Origin of the sequence: Peribacillus sp. TH14, from assembly GCF_016651145.1 — a bacterium.
Lineage (GTDB): Bacteria > Bacillota > Bacilli > Bacillales > DSM-1321 > Peribacillus > Peribacillus butanolivorans.
The window spans coordinates 1,175,217-1,195,305 of the sequence record NZ_JAEKEK010000001.1 but is presented as its reverse complement, the minus strand read 5'-3'; the positions used below and the strand labels follow the sequence as shown (position 1 = coordinate 1,195,305).

The following is a 20,089-nucleotide window of genomic DNA, read 5'->3' as shown; positions in this document are numbered from 1 at the left end:
AGCGATTTTTTATTCAAGAATGGCTTTTCTGAACGAACTATCCTGTGTTTTACTTCAATAAGGGAGTTGCTTCGGCAGCTCTTTTTCTTATGGAGCTAAAGTCAGGTTAGTTCAACAGTGCTGTTTGATCTTTGTTCAACAATTGGGCCATCCTAATGATTTTTGGAGAAAAATAAATATACCCCTATGTAAAATTCAGAATATTTCGTATAATATATTTATATTTGGTACGGACATCATGATGTTTATGAAGCTTTTTCAACAGCATTTAGTAGGGGGGGCTCTTTCTAGTTGTTTAAATGAAATATTTCTTAGAACATCATCGGTGTATATGGCATAAATCAAGAGGTGTTATGGATAGGATCTTAAATCAGAAAAGGGGTTTTTTCTTGAAAAGAAATTTTTTAAGTAAAAGAAATTTGTTTATCTTCTCCCTTGTTTTTGTGCTTGCATTAGTAGGCTTTTCTTCAGGTACACTTCCAGACCATCTTGACCCTCTTGCACCTGACACTGTTTACTTTAACGGAAAAGTTATCACCATGGACAAAGATACTACTATTGCCGAAGCCGTAGCAGTCAAGGACGGAAAAATCATTGCTGTTGGTTCAAATAAGGAAATTAGCAAGTTAAAGGGACAGCACACGAAAGTTGTTGATTTAAAGAATAAAGTGTTATTGCCGGGATTCTATGATGCCCACAGTCATTTTCCGAGCTCCGGAATGGATGGGACTGTTCAAGTTAATTTAAATAGCCCACCGGTAGGTCCTATTAAAAATATTGATGATCTGATCATTGCCTTAAAAGATCGAGCTATGGAAACCCACGAAGGTGAATGGATACTCGGGCGAGGGTACGATCAGACACTTTTAGCGGAAGGACGTCACCCGACACGTGAAGATCTGGATAAGGTATCAACGGAGCATCCAATCTATATCGGACATACTTCCGGACATTTAGCAGTAGCTAATAGTGTTGCACTTAAATTGGCAGGAATTACAAAAGATACTCCTGATCCACCTGGTGGGGTAATCGTAAGAGACCCTAAGACAGGAGAACCGACTGGGGTATTAGAGGAATCTGCTAAAGGTCTTGTAAGCAAGCATATTCCTGTTGTTACAGAAGAGGAAAATCTTGCAGCGTTTAAAAAGGCTGTCCAGGATTATATCTCAAAAGGTGTAACGACCTCGATTATAGCTGGGGCAAATAAACAGGGTCTTATTGATTTACAAAGATATCAGAAGCAAGGTTTGCTGCCGTTAAGGGTTACAGCCATGGGTGCCGGGTTTGGTGGCGTTATAACCCCTGGTGAATTAGGCGGTTTTGTAACAGGTTTCGGTAGTGATATGTTGAAGCTTGGCCCTGTGAAGCTGTCTCATGATGGATCCATTCAAGGGTACACCGGCTATTTAAGTAAACCGTACCACGTGCCGCCGGGAGATGATCCAAATTATCGGGGATATCCGGCGACAAGTCGTGAGGAATTAACGAAGCGAGTAGTGGAATTGCATAAGGCTGGATACCAAATTGCGATTCATGGTAACGGAGACGCAGCAATTGATGATATTCTTTACGCCTTCCGTACTGCCCAGGAGAAGTATCCGCATAAGGATGCCCGTCATCGTATTGAGCATGCTCAAATGGCTAGATTAGATCAATTGGATGAAATGAAGAAACTGGGTGTTACACCATCATATTTTGTTTCCCATACCTTCTTTTGGGGCGATCAGCACAGGGATATATTCATGGGGCCTGAACGTGCCGCTATGATGAGCCCTCTTAAATCGTCCATTGATCGTGGTATTAAATTTAGCATTCATCTTGATTCTCACATTACCCCAATGGACCCGCTGCAGGCAGTATGGTCTGCTGTTAACCGGATTTCAAGAAGCGGCAAGGTGATTGGTCCGGAGCAAAGAATCACACCATTAGAGGCACTTCGCGCAGTAACAAGTGATGCAGCATGGCAAAACTTCGAGGAAAATGAAAAAGGCTCAATCGAAAAAGGGAAATTTGCGGACTTTGTTGTTCTGGAAGAAAATCCGTTAACAATTGACCCTATAAAAATTAAAGAAATCAAAGTACTTAAGACAATTGTGAACGATAAGGTTATCTACGAAAATTAAATTAAGGATAGGATGCACGGGGACGGTTCTACTGCTTCATTCACTTGCTGGTGAAGCACAAGAACCGTCTCTTTACTTCCTGCGTGCCCAGCAAGCCATTAATTGTTAGTTGGCGAAAGTCCAACCCGAGTAAGTGCCAAGACGCTCGGTAGCTGACAGGCAACTGGTGGAGAAATCCTAAGGTTGAAGCCCTGTGACAAAGTAACTTGCTTTAAGGGGGGGAATACCAGCTAATACAAAGTTATGTGCTTATTCAAGAAAAGGGCGCGATTCTTTAATAAGAATCGCTTATCTTAATGAACTAACGGGTGCTTTACTTCAATAAGGGAGGTTGCTGCAGCAACCTTTTTGTTATGCAACTTAGGGGCAGGTTAGTTGAATAAGGTAATATTTGGATTAAGATAGATATAAGTAGAAAAGTTAATAACAAGGGGTGATTTTTTGGAGAAAAATATTGGGGATGTAGATTTTTTTAAACAAGTAGTAAAAAGACTTTGCAAAAAAAACAATATTTCCCCTCAGAAACCTAAATTTGAAATCATCGAGAACGTAATGGTTATTAGCATTAAGAACCATTTAAAAGATGGAGTAGACTTAGATTGTTTTAATATTTTAAACCTTATTTACCGAACAATTGGACCTTTAGAAGAGAGCTGAACAAACAAGAAATAGAATTATTGAGGCTTATGCAGAGTGTCAAGGCATTTTATTTTGATTATAGCAATGAAATGAATACCATTTGGCGATGAATTTTTTTACTAAGTTTTTAATGTTTTTACTGATATATGCAAAGTTAGCAGTACACTAATAAAGTAATAAGGTTTACTTCAGTAAAATAAGGTATATTATATTTGTTGAATAGATTCTCTTTAAAGACATGAAAAGTAGGTGAACAAAGTGGGAAAATATCAATTGGATTACAAAGGTCAGGTAGCTGTGACAAAGTTTCATGAAAAACAGACGCCTGCCAAATTTGATAAAAAGCGACAACTTGAAAAAATACGTGCGGAGTATTTGAAAAAGAAGCAAAAACAAACAGATAAATAATATGAATGAAAACATAGGAAGACTAAAATCTCCCTATGTTTTTCTTATTCGAAGTTCTTTTTTCAATTGACGATTGAGTTTATTATTCCCATAAATTTCAGATTCGGTGACAAAAAACTCGTCATCAGATATCCATTCCTCACTAAAAATTTCAGTAGCAGAATCAATAGACCAGCCGTTATTTTGGATACACCAGTAATCTCCAGCAGAAATTTTTAAAACATTTGGATACTCACTTGGCTTAGGTAGCTGAATAAAAAGATAAGTCTCGATCTTTTCAGCAAGATACTTTCTCAACACCCCACACTCAAAGAAAGTCAGGGAATACCAATGCGCTGAATTTACTTCTAATAACTTAAAGGTAAACCAATGAGTAAACCTATAAAAAACCTACTATATCAACGTTTATAGGTTAAAAGGTTTACAGGTTTACGCAATTATGGAATTCTTTATATAAAAAAATAGATAGATGATGAGTTAGAGTTAGCCTTAGACAAAATTAGCTTATCAATCATCATTAGAAAGTTTGAAAATCGCTTAGAATGGTTTTCTGAACACACAAAGCTGATTAATAAGCATAGATGGAATGTAGCAAGCTACCAGCGTTTAGCTTAATAGCTTTTATTGCTAGTAGTTTTCTTACCACAGCTAAACATTTCTGATATGCTCCAATAAAAAATAAAGCAACGCATTCCAATATAGAAACGGCTGCTTTAATTCATACTTTCAATTTTACGCTTGACGAGTTTTTTATAAAAATGGTTACGGTTTTGGTTACGTTTCTAAATGGTTGTAAATCAATTCTAGTCAATTGCGATAGTTAAGAAACATTGTATTCATCGTAAGAACTAATATAGAATAATTTAAAATAATTGAAAAAATATACCTCAATTAAATAAACTGAAATCTATTAAATTGTTGATATATCAATGTTTCTAACGTATTTTTTGATGAATTTATAAACTTAGTTACGTTTTTGATTACGTTTTTCCCAATTTTCTGTATATGGTGCAAACAAACACAAGAAAATAGGTAAGTTATTCATCGTTCAAATATATACAGGCTATTTTTTCAAACCTCTTACTTATGCAACTAACGCATGCGTTAGTTGAAGATCGGAGCTGTCTTAAGGCAGCTTTTCCTTACGGAACTTTCCATAAGGAGTGCTATTATAAGACCTATCGTAAAATGCCAAAAACGATGTGCATTGGTGGGCGGAATTATACCCTCTGACGTATTTATATTACCTCTTACTAAAATGCCTTACAGAGCCATCTAAGTAGTAAATAATTTCCACTTTTTAGTTTTTTATTTCCAGGAATAATGCTATTATTTGTAAAATACATATAATAAGGCGGGATCTTATGGATGAAAAAACTCAACTAGCTTTGATTTTTCTATTAATACCTCTGGCAATATCAATTTATTTTTGGTTTTCGGATTCAGCCTTATTACGAGGCGGATATGACTTAGCTATAGATGGTTTTGTAGTAGCCAGAGCCTTAATGATTATTTACACATTACATTTATTAGGAAAATTAGGAGAATTTATTATTAAGAACAAAAAAGATTAGTTATGAGCTATTTTTTTTTGTTTTATAGATTGATGGATTAAATACTTCAATAAGGGAGGTTGCTGAAGCAACTTTTTTCTTATGGAACTATAGGGGCAGGTTAGTTCAATAAGGGAAAATTATGAAACTATTGGGACTTTCTATCCGTAGAATATAGAGAGAGGGTGTGCATGTATTGATGTTTTCACGGTGGACGTTTCTCCAAGGGATTATAGTAATAATTTTAGGAATTCTCGCATTTATAACTGATTATTTTAAGAAAGATATGGCAACGTCAAATCTATCAAACACTGTAAATACAGTACAGATGTTAATGACACTATTATTTATTATTGCTGTTATTGGTTTATTTAGCTTACTTATGTTTTTCCAATCTAAGAAAAGTAATACTTTTTTATTGCATCCTATTTGGAAAAAAATGCACATAATAGTATCTTTCCTATTGGTTATATCAATAGTTGTATTTATTAGTGCGTTTTTTATAAGTCCCCTCAGTGAAGTAATTCAGAGTAGTAGGTGGATTTTATTCATAACCATCTATTATTTTCTATTTTTAATAAATATTTTAGTTTTAACCTTAATAAAAAAGAATACAATTTCAAATGCGAAAAAGATTAAATCATCATTTATATGGACAGTATTAGTGCTCTTTGTAACTATTTTTTTTATTTAACCTTAACTAAAATTCATTTTGAATCTTATAAAACTAAAGGTGTGTTAGTTCATTAAGTCGTACAAGACCACAGAGTTGTCTTTTTTTTGTTCAAAAAACAATGTTTAACAGAGCCATAATAAAAAATCAAAACGATCATTTTATCAGCATTTAAATACTTAATTCGCTTTCTCTCTGATTCTCGGAAAATAATAAAAAAAATATGTAATATAAATTAGTTTAAGAAAGAATTAAAATTTTTTATAAAAAATACAAATGAAAATAAGGTGAATTATTTAATGAAAATGAATAAGAGAAAATTAGCTTCTTTAATAGCCTCTTTAGCGTTAACAAGCTCTGTTTTAGTAGGTTGCGGATCTACTCCGTCTGTTAATAAAAGTGATGAAACGTACAAAGAAGACGAAGAACAAAATGATTCTAGTTCAGGTTCAGGTTCTAGCTCTAATACCAATACAAATTCCAACAGTCATACAGTTGTTCCTCCGGTAACCGGTTCTAAAACAACTAAAAATGGTGTCGTCAGTGGTTCTAGCAAAGCTTCTACTAATAAAGGTTCCACTGGTATTGGAAGCGGAAAAGGCGGGGCAAGTAGTTAAATCGAAATTTCAAAAAGCATCTAAGGAGAGACTAATATGGATAATAAGAATGAAGCACAATATCTTTTAAAGTGGATTGAATTAAACGACAAAATGGTCGAGAAAGGCTTTACCTGGGGAAGTTTAGAAGAAGATGAAGATTGGCACCAATATATGTCTTATGGTATACATACATATTCTCAAAGAGAAATAGATAGCATTAATATTGCTACCAAAAAAATAGGGAACGTATACAACAAGATGTATCACAAACTGTTGGACGGTTCTCAAGAAAGTAACGTATGGAAGTCTGAACTAGGATTGCCTGTTCAAACCTGGGATGCTGCCAATGTTCCTAGTGATTTATTTAGCTACTTTACTAGAATGGATTTCATTGTTAATGGAGATGAAATCAAGCTAATTGAAGTGAATTGTGATACACCTACAGGATATATAGAATCATCTATTGTTAATCAAATCATTTGTGAAGAATATGAATTTGTATCTCCAAATAAACTTGAAGAAAATATCAAAAGAACTTGGGCAATGATTAGCAAAGAATATAATATAACAGATAATGACACCGTTCATTTTACTTCCTACGGTTGGCACGATGAAGATCGTGAAACTGTTTTATTCAATTTAAATAAGAGTTGTCTACATAAAACTAAATTTATAGCTATTGAAGATATTATCGTATCGGATGAGGGGCTGTTCGATCAAGAAGGAGATAAGATTAACCTCTTATATCGACTTTATCCGCTTGAATATTTAGTTGATGATAAAGATTTTACCGGAAATGAAATTGGCCTTTCTTTTTTGCAACATATTGCTGATGGTAAAGTAAAATTAATAAATCCGCCCGGATCCTTTCTTATGCAGTCTAAAGCGGTTTTAGCTCTTATATGGACGCTACGAGATGACAGCGGGATCTTCAGCTTTGAAGAACGAGAGAGCATCCGTCGATACTTCTTACCTACTTATTTAAAAAGTGGTTTTCCTTTTGAGAATAAAGCATATGTAGCAAAGCCAATTTACGGACGCGAAGGCGGAAGTGTTGAGATTTTTGACAACTTTTCTAAGTTAGTAGAGAAAGATGAAGAAGATTATTACGCAGAATGGCAAAAGGTATATCAACAATATGTTGAGATGCCAACTAAAACTGTAAATACTTGGGACGGAGAATATACTGGAAAAATGCTTGTAGGGTCTTTCTTAATTGGTGGAGAAGCTAGTGGCTTATTCCTTCGTGTAGGAGAAAAAATAACCGGCAACCTTTCTATGTTTTGTCCAGTGGCCATTGAGAAATGGTAGGTAGTGTCACTGAGATAATCATAGACACACTTTTCGCAGAAGAGCGCATATCAAGAAAATAAAGACACAGAATTCTAAGTAATTCCTTTTTAGTAAAGAATCGTAAACACATAAAAAAAGAATAGAAGGGGTTTAGGGAATGTTGGGAAAAAGCAGGTGGACAAGCATTACACTTGCCTTCATACTTTGTTTTTCACGATGAGGACGAATCATTTAATTTAAAGAGTAATCAGTGGATTGATGATGATGAAAAATGGTCATAAGTATTATTTTATGAAACTTGTGGCTTTACTCCCTGTTCAGGTGGGGTATGGAAAAAACAGTAACTGTGGTGCAGCGCTGGTCGTGCGCTGCATGGTTGGCTAACAGGTGCTTTACTTCATTATCAGGAGCTGATCAGCAGCTCCTTTTGTTATGGGGATTATTGTAATGAATCAAAAAGACCTCTTGATATGATGAAAGTGTCCCAAGCTCGCAAGCGAAAAGGACACTTTCATCATAAACATGAGGCCAATCATGAATTATAACCAAAACAAGTAAATCGGTCGAATTTTAAAAAAACGGTACAATTAATGGGTCGTCCCGCCTACTGTATGAATATCCGATTCATATTTAGCAGCTGTGACAGCAGCTATTTTTATGCCCTTAACAATTGTCTCAAGGCTTAAACTAGGCGCTTCTTTATTAATAGTTTGCTCCGGAATGAAAGGAATATGGATAAATCCACCCCGGATGCTTGATGAGGTTCGGGTGATATAGTCCATTAATCCATAGAAGATATGGTTGCATACAAATGTTCCGGCGGTATGGGATACCGATGCAGGAATGTTGCTTTCCTTCATGTTTTCGACAATTCTTTTGATGGGGATCGTAGACCAATAGGCTACTGGCCCTTTGTCTGCAATAGGCTCATCAATAGGCTGGTTTCCCTGATTGTCTGGGATTCTAGCATCATCCATATTGATTGCCACCCGTTCAGGTGTGATGTGAAGCCGACCCCCAGCTTGTCCTACACAGATAACGATGTCAGGATTATGCTGCTGGATAAGCTGCTCCATTACTGCAACTGATTTCCCGAATACAGTTGGGATTTGTTCAGCAACTAGAGTCACATCATCAATAACTTCTCCATGTAACTGTTTTACTGCTTCCCAGGAAGGGTTTACTCTTTCTCCGCCAAAGGGCTCAAACCCGGTTAATAACACTTTTTGCTTCATGAAGATCCCTCCTATACTCCTAATGAAACAAGTAAGTACATAAGTACGATATTGAAAGCTAATACTGCCAAAGCTGTTGGAACTTGAACTTTTATGACATGGTTTTTATCTTTCAAGTCCAGCAAGGCTGCCGGCACAATATTAAAGTTGGCAGCCATTGGCGTCATTAATGTTCCACAATAACCCGCAAACATAGATATGGCAGCTATATGATTTGGATTAGCGTCAAATTGGTTAATCAGAAAAGGAATGGCGATACCTGCAGCCATAACCGGGAAGGCAGCAAAGGCGTTCCCCATGATCATAGTGAATATAGCCATGCCGAGACAGAAAATGACCACAACCCAAAATAGCGAACCTTCGGGAATGATTGCTGTCACAGCTTTGGAAACGACTGTACCAACCCCTGCATTTGTGTAAATAGTTCCCAATGTTGCAAGTAGCTGTGGCAGCAATACAGCCCAACCAATAGATTCTAGCAGGCGACGTGATTCTTTCACAGCTCCTGTAGGTGTTCCGCGTGTCATCACCATCGCAAAAATAATGGCAGTCAAACACGCCAGACCTAAAGCAACCATCGTTACATTAGATGGATCCAGCAAAGCCTTTCCGCCAATTTTAACACCGTCTAGCAGCTTAGAACCAGCTAAGGTTAAAATAGGAATCAAGATGGCGGGTAGGAAAAGACGGCCGCCAAGCCGTTTTCTTCGCTCTTCCTTTACAGTAATGCTTTCTTCAACATGTTCGCTTTTCTTTAACCCGCCACCTGCAATGATTAAAACCATAATAATAACCATAAGTCCAATGTAAAATGGCGGAATAATTTGGCCGAACATTAATGTAATTGAATAAATCAAGTAAAAGCTTCCCGTAGTCAACCGGCGGCTGTTCGTCCGATCAGTGAAAATATATAGGGAGCAGCCTAGAACAATGATGCCCATCAATACGTAAATCATTTCAACTGAGAATATCATAATAGATGCTCACTTTCTCTTTGGAGTGTTTATCATTATTGGCCACGACTGCCCAAACGTTTATCCAGCTTTTTATCAAACATACGGAGGCGAATGGCGTGTACAATAAAAGCAAAGATGGCAGTAGGAATTCCCCATAACGCCATTGATATTGGGTCAGCAGGGATATTGTTCTGTTCAAAAAATCCGTTCATCAATAGAATTGCACCAACCGCCACGAAAATATCTTCTCCGAAAAACAAGCCAATATTATCGGTAGCGGCTGCGTGTGCACGGATTTCCTGTTGCTCTTTCTCAGGTAGCTTACCATATTTTGTTAGAGCAGCCCCTTCTGCCATTGGGGCAATCAGCGGACGTACAGTCTGCGGATGACCACCAAGGCTGTTTAAACCAAGAGCAGCTCCGACTTCCCTGATCAATAAATACATGGTCAATACCCGGCCAACAGTGATGGCTTTAATTTTTGATACAACCTTTGAAGCTTGCTGCTGGAGACCATTTTTTTCAAGCAGCCCAATAACGGGAAGCGTGACTATGAGAATAGACATGTACCTGTTAGTTGTAAATGCTTCGCCAAATTGCGTAATAATACTGGTAATGGGAATACCTGCAATCATCCCCGTAACGAGTGCTGAAATAGTTACCACAACTGCTGAATTGAATCTAAGTACGAAGCCAATCATGATTAAAAGAACACCAATTAGAACCATACATATCCCCTTTCTTATTATTAAAACTATTCTGCAAAAATATAAACTACATGTTATTGTACATTAAAGTAAGAATTTTTGAAATAAATTTTTTATTAATCCAAGTGACTAATTATGTAAAAATCAAAGTCTTTTATAATGAAAGAATAGAAAAAATGCATCAAAAAAATACTTATTTACAACAGTAGAAAAACTAAAAATGGGACACGACTATTTCTGTGGAAGAAGCATTAAAGAGATTCAAGAATAATATCACCAGAAATAGGATTGTTATATAGTCTATTTAACTAACGGGTGCGAAGATCTAAGCTGACTTTAAGTTAGCTTTTTCTTTATTCATCTATCGAGCGCAGTTTAGTTGAAGAAGGATTATGGATTCTAGCTGCCGAATAGTTTAAATTAACCGATCCAGCTCCAGATACGGTGTAAGGGGTCATCTTAGCCACAAAATGACTAAGGTAAAAAAAATAGTTGAAATGAAAGAAGTGAAGGTTTTGATTAAATATAAATGCCTCCATCATGTAAGTCTTACTGTGACAGATTTGGAAAGAGCAAAAGAATTCTATGGTAAAACTTTATGTTTAAAAGAAATACAGCGTCCTGATTTTGATTTTCCAGGTGCCTGGTATGAAATAGAGGGACATCAACTTCACTTGATAGTCGATCCCTCTTCACAGACAATTCGTAAGGATAAAAGCTTATCCAGCAGAGAAGGTCACTTTGCCCTTAGAGTCGAGAACCACTATGACACTCTTAAATGGTTAAAACAGAATAAAGTTGAAATACTTGAAAAACCATACGGGAAAAGTGGATTTGCACAAATTTTTTGTGCCGACCCAGATGGTAATTTGATTGAACTAAATGTTAATCAAAAAGATCTATAAGTAGGCAAAGATAAAGGTTGCCATTACTGGCTCTTTTCTTATTGAAGTAACGGGGCAGATTAGTTGAAATAAGACAAGTAGGATTAAACAAATCTATTATTGAAAAAAAGAGTGATTAACAGAGATAATTTTATTAAGCTAACTTGTGCTATAGTTCAAGATGTGGGGCTGCCACCACCATTATCAAATGAATTTAGGTTGGAAATTGAAATGAAGAAAAATATGTTTAGTTTTACGTCAGCCATAGTTGGAGTTATGGCTCCATTACTTTTATTTGCTGCAATTGAAATAATTGATTACAAGTTAAGTGATATATTACTAATTAGTAGTTTGACCCTGTATGGTGTTTCTATTGTTTGTACGATTATAGCTGTAAAAAGGAAAGAAAAAAATAAGATAAAGTACATCCCACTCATTACATTAGTCCCCTTTACTCTTTATCAATTATTAATTTTATTGGTTTATTCATTAGGGAAATTCATAAATGGGTAGTAACAGGGGCGTTAGCTGAAGATCGGAGCTGTCTTTAAGGCAGCTTTTTCTTTATGCAACAACCGGAGCAGGATAGTTACAAACAATTAATAGGCGAGGTTACAACTGCAACAATAAGATGAATTAATATATATATAAAAATAGATGAATTTTACCTTAATGGATAATTATGGTATAAAAAGGATGTGGATACGATTTATACATAGACTTACTTACATTATTAGATATACAAGGAAGGTGTTATTATCATTGGAAATTAAATCGATTGTTTTACAGACTAAAAGTTTAAAGCAAATGAAAAAATTCTATATTGATACGTTAGGTTTTTCTCTTATTAATGAGGATAAGAATCGCTTTCGAATTGCTGTGGGTACAGGTGAATTTGAGTTTACAACAAAAGACGTGGTAGATAACCCCTATTACCACTTTGTTTTTAACATACCAGCTAACAAATTTTTTGAAGCAAAATCATGGGCAAAAGAAAGAGTAAGTTTACTTATTGAAGATGGGGTAGATGAAGCTAATTTTGCTCATTTACCTGCCCATGCTCTTTATTTCTATGACCCTTCTGGTAATTTAGTAGAATTTATTTCAAGATATGAAATTGCTAAAGATAGTATTGAGCCTTTTTCGGTTAAAAGTATTTTAAACATTAGTGAAATAGGTTTAATTGTAGAAAACACTATAAGTGTAAGCGGAAAATTAAATGAAATTGGTGTGACCGAGCGTGACAATAATACAATAAGTAGAAAATCCCTTAATTTCATGGGTGAAAGAAGGAATGGAATATTTATTATATTAGCCCAACCAGGGAGAAGATGGATATTTTCTGATAAAACATCTGCCATATTTCCTCTTGAGATTACATTAATAAATAACAATAAAATAATCATCAATTCCGATAATGAATTTCAGATATATCGGGACGAGCACAAAGGAGAGTTATTTTCTGAAACGTAACATCTATTAGAATACCAATTTTTGGTAGATATCTATCCTTCTTCAACTAAAGGGTGCTTTACTTCAATAAGAGAGTTGCTTTGGCAACTCTTTTTGTTATGGAACTATCGGGGCAGGATAGTTCAACAAGTGGTTGGGGTAATTTGGTAAAATTAATATAGATTTAGTAAAATCAATATAATACTGGGGGAAATCTTTTGAAAAAAAACTATTTCATTTTTAGCTTAATATCAATTTTATCCTTGATAATAATTTCTGGTTGCACTAATAAAGACAGCATAGCTACAATTTCAGTTAATTCCGATTCTGAACATACGAATACTTTTAAAAAATTAAATTTAGGGGAACTGTATGATTTTGATTTCAAATTAAATAATGCAGATATAACTTGGGTAAATGTTTGGATAGAAAGTTACAAAGATGGAAAACAAGAACCTCAACCGTTAGCTGAACTATCTTATGGGAAAAGCCCTAACAAAGTGGAGGAAGGAAATTTAGGATTTGGAATAATAAATACTAATGATACTCGTTTAGGTTTTCTTTATGCACCCAATGTAACTGCAACCCCACAAAAAATAGACAAAATACATTCTGTTGGTGTGTTTAGTAGATGGGATTATGCCATAGGGGAAGATAAAGTGGAATTAAAATTAGGAGAAACGTATTTATTAGGTGCATACAGGGAATCCAATGGAAACTCCATAAGGACATACAATTTACAAGACGAAAATGAAGTGAAGAAAATGATAAGTGATGATAAAATTGTATTTTTACTAAAAATTAAAATAGAAGAAAAATAAATGAATAATTAGTTTCCACAGCAGTTGGTTCAATTGGAACCAATTCAACTGTTACTCTAAAAAAAGGTGGAAGTACATGGGGTTTAAAGTTAACAAACAACAATAAAAATAAATGTTGGTTAATTACCAATTGTACAAAACTACAGATCCTAATATGAAGATTGGGATTCAAGCCATAAAGACTCCGCGAACTCCTCAAATTATAGATCAGATTCAAGCCGAAGAAAAAGGGATCTGCATACTTGAAGTAGTAATAAATGGCATTGAACAGGCAGGAAAGAAATGCAAAGGGAACAAAATCGCCAGCAGCAGAAAATAAGGGGCAAGAATAATACAAAAAGTCGTCAACATGTATGGGAAATGGATAGGTAACTTCTTACAGACGAATTTGGTAGCCTTAAAGGCTACTGATTTTTATATCGGGGGATATGCTCAACGCTTGGGGGAATTTGAAAAAGTCTAAAGGATTGTTATTAGTTTATATCTGTTACTGGTATTAATGGTATACCTTAAAATACTTTTTGTGAAATAATATTTAAATGAGGCTATGTTACTACCAAAATTTAATCACTGAACAAATAAAAAGAAAAAATAAAAGCGTATAACAAAAAAATGATTTCATTTTAAGCCTTTTTTTAATTGGTTATCCTCCATACATATTTTTATTCAATTGTATACCTAGAATGTATGAATAATAAAAGTGCATCTATTTAAAAAAAATTACATTTTTAGTATAATGAAGTAAAATTATAACATAAGAAAATATTTACAAGGGGAAAAAATGAAAAATTCAAAGTTGGATTACAACCTAATTACACTTTTACTTTTGCTATTTATAACTAGTTGTATAGCCATATATACTGCTCAAGAATTTGGTCAATACGAAGGGAATTTTTTATTTAGACAAGTATCTTGGTATTTTATAGGTTTCAGTATGATTTTAGGAGTTATGTATTTAGATTCTGAACAAATATTTCGCTTGAATTGGTTTATTTACTCGCTTAGTTTATTTCTATTAATTGCATTAATTTTGTCACCTGAGTCAATAGCACGAGAAATAAATGGTGCCAAAAGTTGGTTTCAAATTCCTGGGATTGGGTCTATACAGCCAGCTGAATTTACTAAAATATCTTTAATAATTTGTTTAAGTTACTTAATACAAAAACATCATAATAAATATGTAGACAAAACTTTGAAAACGGATTTTATTCTATTAATTAAGATGGGGGCCGCAACACTTCTTCCTATACTTTTAATTATGAAACAACCAGATTTAGGAACATCTTTAGTATTAATGTGTATTTTTATAGGGATATTATTTGTTTCAGGAATATCATGGAGAATAATTGGTGTTATTTTTATTATTTGCGTATTAATTGCCAGTGGAATTTTTTACTTAGTTTTTCTTAACCCTGAACTTCTTCAATTAATGGGAATAAAAACATTTCAATTAGGAAGGATTTATGCTTGGATTGACCCAGAGTCTTATCAATCAGGAGAAGGCTATAACCTAACCAAAGCCTTACTTGCCATAGGATCAGGTGCATTTTATGGTTATAGAGGAGACGGTGTATACGTTCCTGAAGCACATACAGATTTTATTTTTAGCGTTATTGCTTCTAAATTTGGTTTCTTAGGATCTAGTATTTTAATAACAATTTATTTTCTCCTTATTTCGAGCATGGTGAAGTTAGCCATAGATGTCAAAAATAGTTTTGAATCTTACCTATGTGCAGGTGCGGTTTCTATGATTTTTTTCCATATTTTCGAAAATATTGGAATGAATATAGGTTTATTGCCGATAACAGGGATACCTTTACCTTTTATAAGCTACGGAGGCAGCTCATTAATGGGGAATATGTTAGCAATGGGATTAATTTTTTCAATAAGCTATCGAAAAAGAGCATATATGTTTGACTAAGGTGGCTTAGTATTCCAGGATTAATTCAATTTTCTCTTTTCGTAATATTAGGTTTGTTTTTACTAAGAAAACTAGTGCAATTTATTAGACGGTAAAAACCGTCTTTTTTTTATGTCACAGTATGTGTCAACTCAAAAATAAGTCTTATGCAACTAACAGGGCAGGTTAGTTGAAGAATGCTGTTTGAACTTTATTCAACAATTGGGCCATTTTGTTGAATAATTAAAGTCCTAATATTTTACTGTGGTAAATAAGTTATATAGGCCGTGAATATACTGTGGATATGTTAAGACTTTAATTAGGATAGGAGTGAATAAGCAATTATGAAAGAAACGATGCGCGTTCTTATTTCTGGTGCGAGCATTGCCGGTCCGGCACTTGCTTACTGGCTTCACCGCTACGGATTCGAAGTGACTGTAATAGAACGTGCACCAGCATTGCGCACGGGTGGGTACGGGGTTGATATCCGTGGTGCAGCCATTACGGTACTTGAGGGGATGGGTATACTCGATCAAGTTCGTGCAGCTGACACGAACATGACTGGTGTTTACTTCGTGAATAGCAAAGGCAAGATCGAAGGTCAAATAAGCGAAGCGAGTATGGGGAACCATCAAGGTCTGGACATCGAAATCATGCGTGACGATCTTTGTCACATTTTGTACGATTTAACTAAGGATACGGTCGAATACATTTGGGGAGATTCGATTACCGCAATACATGAGACTGAAGCTGGTGCAGAAGTTCAATTTATGTATTGCAAGCCGCAGACTTTCGATCTGGTAATCGGAGCGGACGGTCTCCATTCTAATGTGCGCACCTTGACTTTTGGCGACGAAGCACAGTTTAAACGTACGCTTGGCTGTTATATCTCAATTTTCACCCTTGAGAATTACCTCAACCTCGACCACCGCCAGCTGTTTTATACGATACCAGGCAAAACTGTAGGTATGTATAGCGCCCGTAACAATACCGAAGCAAGGGGTATGTTCTTGTTCCAATCAGAGGCATTGAAATACGACCGCTATGATACAGAAGCTCAAAAGAATCTTGTAGAAAATGCCTTCGTAGGCCATACGGGCTGGGAAACCTCGAATCTACTCAAAACCATGAAAGATGCGACAGACTTTTATTTTGACGAGATTTGCCAGATTCACATGCCGACATGGTCAAAAGGTCGGGTTACATTGTTAGGCGATGCGGCGTATGGCCCATCACCCCTATCGGGTCAAGGTTCTAGCCTGGCGCTTGTCGGAGCTTTTGTATTAGCTGGTGAACTCAAAGATGCGGATTGCGATTTCACCCGTGCCTTTGTTGCCTACGAACAAAAAATGAGAAAGTTTGTTGAGAAAAATCAAAAAATAGGACTAATGGCTGCCGGGAGTATGATTGAAAGATCAAACTTCAAAATCTTTCTACGCAATTTAATGTTTCGCGTACCCATCCTTATGGTTGTATCGTTTAAGATGATTTCGAAAATGATAGCGAAAGCTGCCAACGGGATTGAACTGAAAGATTATTGATATGCGATATTTTAGAGACGAGTTTCAACCAGTCTTAAAAAACTGATAATTTCTTTGCTTGTGTGTAACTATCAACAAATGACTTTTTATTATTCAGTAACAATACAAAACCCGAACAGTTTTCTGCCTGGTAGCTAAGCGTAAGAAGGCTCTTAAGCCTTTAATAATATTGTTGATCTTCCGCAATCGGGCGCGATTCTTTAATAAGGTTCGCTTTTCTTATAGAACTACCATGAAAATTAAACACTAATAATAAGAAAAAAGACCATATTAAATAAAACGCAAGCTTCAATTTTTTTGAAAAAGAGCGACGCCTTATTAGATCTCCTAATAAATCGGTGGTTAGGATGCCTCTGATATATTTACGGTATATCCTAAGTTTTCTAACCTTCGGACCGAATTTCGTACAATGGAAGCTTGCTTTTGCTTATCAAAATAATCTTCGCCTAAGTCTACATACATTTCTTTCCTTGTTAAAAGATAATAAGAAATTCTTAACATGGCGTGGGCAACGACAATTCCAGCTCGTTTTCTTCCTTTTCGCGCAGCTGTCCGTCTGTATAGAGCGCCAAGATAGTTTTTGGAGGCTCCAACTGAATGAGCAGCCTCAGTTAAAGCAGATTTTAAATATTTATTTCCCTTTTTGCCTCTGGTTGATTTCCTTTTTCCTGCACTTTCATTGTGTCCTGGTACGAGGGCGGCCCATGAACATAATCTGGCTGCACTTTCGAACTGTTTTTCAACGTCCGTTCCGATTTCAGCTAGAATTTGTTCTGCCATTCGAGTGGCAATCCCAGGTATTGAATCCAGTCGTTCTATGTTTTCTTGATACACACTAACTCTTTGGGCAACCTCTTGATCGAGGTTTTCAATCTGTTCAGTCAGAAAATCAATATGAGTTAGAATCGTTTTAAGCATCATGCGTTGATGAGGATTCACATACCCATTCAGGGCAAGGATTAAATCATCTTTTTTCTTCTTCATCGAACGTCGCGCAAAGTTTGCTAGTTTCTCAGGATCATCCTCACCATTTGCGATCGCTTGAAGCATGTCCTTTGATGAAACACCCATAATATCAGATACGACAGAGCCTAATTTGATATTTGCACCTTCAAGCACCTTTTGAATTCGATTATGCTGTCTGGCTCGTTCTTCAATAATACTTCTACGATACCGAACAAGCTCACGCAATTCTCGTTGATTTCGATCAGGGATAAAGCTTGCCTTCAATAAACCATGACGAAGAAGTTGAGCGATCCACTCAGCATCCTTGACATCTGTTTTTCGACCAGGGACTGCTTTCATATGTTGTGCGTTAACAACTAAAAATTCCATTTCTTCAGCCTCAATTAAGTTCACGATAGGCTTCCAAAACACACCTGTGCTCTCCATAGCGACATGAGTGCAACCATGTGATTTAATCCAATCCATCAGTTGAATTAAAAACACCGTTTTTGTAGAAAATGTTTGAATCTCCTTTCCTTCGGGGGTCATAATGCAGGCGGTAATGTTATCTTTATGTACATCCATTCCGCATACTCGTTCAATGATAACTTCCATTGAAACCATCCTTTCTATGGCAAAAAATTAGAGGCTGGTGCAAAAACCAGAATAGGATTAATCTACCATGAGTGCTTCCCGTAAGGGAGCGACAGTCTGTGATGCACCGAGGTCGTTGGAGTCAGACTAACGGATGGGCTCTAATGGCACCATAGTTCATCGACCTTCCTCACCCAGCCATAGAATCAGTATGGACGGTTTTCCACCATTTTCATTCTCTGTGGTGCAGCGCTGGTCGTGCGCTGCATGGTTGGCTAACGGGTGCGTTAGTTCAACAAAAAGACCGATTATTTCGGCCTTTTTGTTTTCTTGTTATTCAGCAGTGAATGTAAATGTTTCTTTTAAAGGTCTGCCTTCGCTACCCTTTTGAGTCCAAACGATTTCCACTTCCAATTCCGTTGCTTTTTCAGCCAAAATGAAATTGCTAAATTTATAAGGATATCCATCATTCATTTGTTTTGCTAAAGAAATCGCTTCTTCAAAGTGGTCTTTATTGCAATCCTCTTCACCAGGACAACCAAAAAGTGCAAACTTCGTCGTAGAATTAGGTTCATTGCTAAACATATAAATTTCCGCAGACAATACATTCTTACCAATGTTATCAACCTCTAAAGAGTAAGTATGAAATTTTCCCTTTTCGGGCTTTCCTAATCCCTTACCTTGTTCAGCTTCGGCTACTTGAACTGACCATTGTTTCGATGTTTGTTTGGTTGGTAATTCACCACAGTTACTTTGCCCAAAATAGAATGGAATATGTTTTGAACTAACAGGTGCTTTATTTCAATAAGGAAGGTTGCTGCGGCAACCTTTTTTCTTACGGGGGTCCCACCAACAAAACGCGGAAAACATACGCTAAGCAAATTTCGACATAAAGAAAGCCGAAGTTTCCTACGTTAAGGATGTCAAGTTGATCGATATTTACGTATATTTTAAGTGTTAATTTGCACATCCAACTATAAAACCCAGCTACCTTCACATGAGAAGATTAGCTGGGTTTCTTAAGTATGTACATCCAATCATTTATAGAACTACTCGGATTCGCCTAGTAGGCCCAGTGACAGGGTTCTGGCTCTAATCTGTCAGATATTTTCCGATTTCCGGAAAATAGTTCTTGCTAGTATCATGTAATTCACGCCTCTGCTGCTTGCATAAGTTCGTATATTTTGCGAGTTGTATTTACATTCCTAATTGTTATTTGTTGATATGGCTTTGAACCAACGAGTTTAGTCATACCGGATTTGCTAATATTCTTTTTTTCAACCGACCATAGAATGGCTCCAGGAACGTATTTTACCGTATCAATTTCTGGTTTGATGACCAGCTTATTAAGCACTGACTCATCATCAATTTCGTCCCATAAAAACAGCACAGCGCTTCTCATTTGTTGGTCGTTCGTCCATGACTCTGGAAGGGAGTGTATGACTTTTTTTAAATCATCAAAACTACGGACTAAAACTTTGATTTGTAATCCGAAGTTTGTATGTATAGCCTCTTCTAAAATATGGGATATTGTTGTTTTTGATTGGCCATTCACTGTGAAAATAATATTACCTGAATTGATATATGTAACTACAGAGCTCATACCTACTCGTTCAAAAATTTTTTTAAGCAATTTCATGTCAATTTTATTTTTCCCACCAACATTGATTCCCCTAAGCAGTGCGACATAGACCATGATAATCCTCCTAGATCGATTAATTTAATTCAACTGGTGTTTATTGCAGAACTTTCATAAAGTGTCTTAT

20 protein-coding genes are annotated in these 20,089 nt (G+C 35.9%); 13 read left to right on the top strand and 7 right to left on the bottom strand.

The features are described 5' to 3' along the window. The first annotated feature begins 389 nt into the window (after positions 1-389). From JFU50_RS05930 to JFU50_RS05920, 3 genes are all read left to right on the top strand, one after another. The gene (locus JFU50_RS05930; protein WP_201182698.1) at positions 390-2,123 is read left to right on the top strand and encodes an amidohydrolase; all 1,734 of its coding nucleotides are present in this window, start codon (positions 390-392) and stop codon (positions 2,121-2,123) included. Positions 2,124-2,564: 441 nt separating this feature from the next. Continuing rightward, positions 2,565-2,780, top strand: coding sequence for a hypothetical protein (locus JFU50_RS05925; RefSeq protein WP_053348812.1), 216 nt, complete (start codon positions 2,565-2,567; stop codon positions 2,778-2,780). A gap of 240 nt (positions 2,781-3,020) precedes the next feature. Then, the gene (locus JFU50_RS05920) at positions 3,021-3,170 is read left to right on the top strand and encodes a hypothetical protein (RefSeq protein ID WP_201222074.1); all 150 of its coding nucleotides are present in this window, start codon (positions 3,021-3,023) and stop codon (positions 3,168-3,170) included. A 33-nt stretch (positions 3,171-3,203) separates the two neighbouring features. On the opposite strand, the gene JFU50_RS05915 is transcribed toward JFU50_RS05920, so the two are convergent. Next, on the bottom strand, positions 3,204-3,467 hold the full coding sequence (locus JFU50_RS05915; RefSeq protein WP_201222072.1) for a hypothetical protein: 264 nt from the start codon (positions 3,465-3,467) through the stop codon (positions 3,204-3,206). A gap of 1,067 nt (positions 3,468-4,534) precedes the next feature. Here JFU50_RS05915 and JFU50_RS05910 point away from each other — a divergent pair. The 3 genes from JFU50_RS05910 to JFU50_RS05900 all read left to right on the top strand — a co-directional run bounded on the left by JFU50_RS05910 (position 4,535) and on the right by JFU50_RS05900 (position 7,306). Then, positions 4,535-4,744 (top strand): hypothetical protein, encoded by a 210-nt coding sequence (locus JFU50_RS05910; protein WP_201222070.1) that lies wholly within the window; start codon positions 4,535-4,537, stop codon positions 4,742-4,744. 951 nt (positions 4,745-5,695) lie between these two features. Beyond that, positions 5,696-6,013, top strand: a complete 318-nt coding sequence (locus JFU50_RS05905; RefSeq protein ID WP_201222068.1) for a hypothetical protein — start codon at positions 5,696-5,698, stop codon at positions 6,011-6,013. A gap of 36 nt (positions 6,014-6,049) precedes the next feature. Further along, entirely contained in the window at positions 6,050-7,306 is a 1,257-nt protein-coding gene (locus tag JFU50_RS05900) for a glutathionylspermidine synthase family protein (protein WP_201222066.1), read from the top strand. Between the two features lie 569 nt (positions 7,307-7,875). Here the strand turns inward: JFU50_RS05900 and pcp are convergent. The 3 genes from pcp to JFU50_RS05885 are packed head-to-tail and all read right to left on the bottom strand — an operon-like array spanning position 7,876 to position 10,207. Beyond that, positions 7,876-8,523, bottom strand: a complete 648-nt coding sequence (gene pcp, locus JFU50_RS05895; RefSeq protein ID WP_056523388.1) for a pyroglutamyl-peptidase I — start codon at positions 8,521-8,523, stop codon at positions 7,876-7,878. 11 nt (positions 8,524-8,534) lie between these two features. After that, positions 8,535-9,497, bottom strand: a complete 963-nt coding sequence (locus tag JFU50_RS05890) for a DUF979 domain-containing protein (RefSeq protein ID WP_141995143.1) — start codon at positions 9,495-9,497, stop codon at positions 8,535-8,537. Between the two features lie 35 nt (positions 9,498-9,532). Next, the gene (locus JFU50_RS05885; RefSeq protein WP_098178254.1) at positions 9,533-10,207 is read right to left on the bottom strand and encodes a DUF969 domain-containing protein; all 675 of its coding nucleotides are present in this window, start codon (positions 10,205-10,207) and stop codon (positions 9,533-9,535) included. 494 nt (positions 10,208-10,701) lie between these two features. Between JFU50_RS05885 and JFU50_RS05880 the strand changes: the two genes are divergently transcribed. From JFU50_RS05880 to JFU50_RS05850, 7 genes are all read left to right on the top strand, one after another. Next, entirely contained in the window at positions 10,702-11,091 is a 390-nt protein-coding gene (locus tag JFU50_RS05880) for a VOC family protein (protein ID WP_201183486.1), read from the top strand. Between the two features lie 99 nt (positions 11,092-11,190). Continuing rightward, positions 11,191-11,583, top strand: a complete 393-nt coding sequence (locus tag JFU50_RS05875) for a hypothetical protein (RefSeq protein WP_201250014.1) — start codon at positions 11,191-11,193, stop codon at positions 11,581-11,583. A 249-nt stretch (positions 11,584-11,832) separates the two neighbouring features. Beyond that, entirely contained in the window at positions 11,833-12,543 is a 711-nt protein-coding gene (locus JFU50_RS05870) for a VOC family protein (protein ID WP_201222064.1), read from the top strand. Positions 12,544-12,740: 197 nt separating this feature from the next. Then, on the top strand, positions 12,741-13,343 hold the full coding sequence (locus tag JFU50_RS05865) for a hypothetical protein (protein WP_201182660.1): 603 nt from the start codon (positions 12,741-12,743) through the stop codon (positions 13,341-13,343). Positions 13,344-13,497: 154 nt separating this feature from the next. Then, positions 13,498-13,662: a hypothetical protein gene (locus JFU50_RS05860; RefSeq protein ID WP_207198781.1), complete on the top strand. Its 165-nt coding sequence runs from the start codon at positions 13,498-13,500 to the stop codon at positions 13,660-13,662. Positions 13,663-14,124: 462 nt separating this feature from the next. Continuing rightward, a complete protein-coding gene (locus JFU50_RS05855; protein WP_201222060.1) occupies positions 14,125-15,264 on the top strand; it encodes an FtsW/RodA/SpoVE family cell cycle protein in 1,140 nt (379 codons plus the stop codon). Between the two features lie 323 nt (positions 15,265-15,587). Beyond that, positions 15,588-16,784: an FAD-dependent monooxygenase gene (locus tag JFU50_RS05850; protein ID WP_201222058.1), complete on the top strand. Its 1,197-nt coding sequence runs from the start codon at positions 15,588-15,590 to the stop codon at positions 16,782-16,784. Positions 16,785-17,126: 342 nt separating this feature from the next. Here JFU50_RS05850 and JFU50_RS05845 read toward each other — a convergent pair whose 3' ends face one another. From JFU50_RS05845 to JFU50_RS05835, 3 genes are all read right to left on the bottom strand, one after another. After that, positions 17,127-18,344, bottom strand: a complete 1,218-nt coding sequence (locus tag JFU50_RS05845; RefSeq protein WP_201222028.1) for an IS110 family transposase — start codon at positions 18,342-18,344, stop codon at positions 17,127-17,129. Positions 18,345-18,656: 312 nt separating this feature from the next. After that, positions 18,657-18,908, bottom strand: a complete 252-nt coding sequence (locus tag JFU50_RS05840; protein WP_201182649.1) for a hypothetical protein — start codon at positions 18,906-18,908, stop codon at positions 18,657-18,659. Positions 18,909-19,473: 565 nt separating this feature from the next. Continuing rightward, on the bottom strand, positions 19,474-20,019 hold the full coding sequence (locus JFU50_RS05835; RefSeq protein ID WP_201222056.1) for a DUF1697 domain-containing protein: 546 nt from the start codon (positions 20,017-20,019) through the stop codon (positions 19,474-19,476). Positions 20,020-20,089 lie beyond the last annotated feature (70 nt).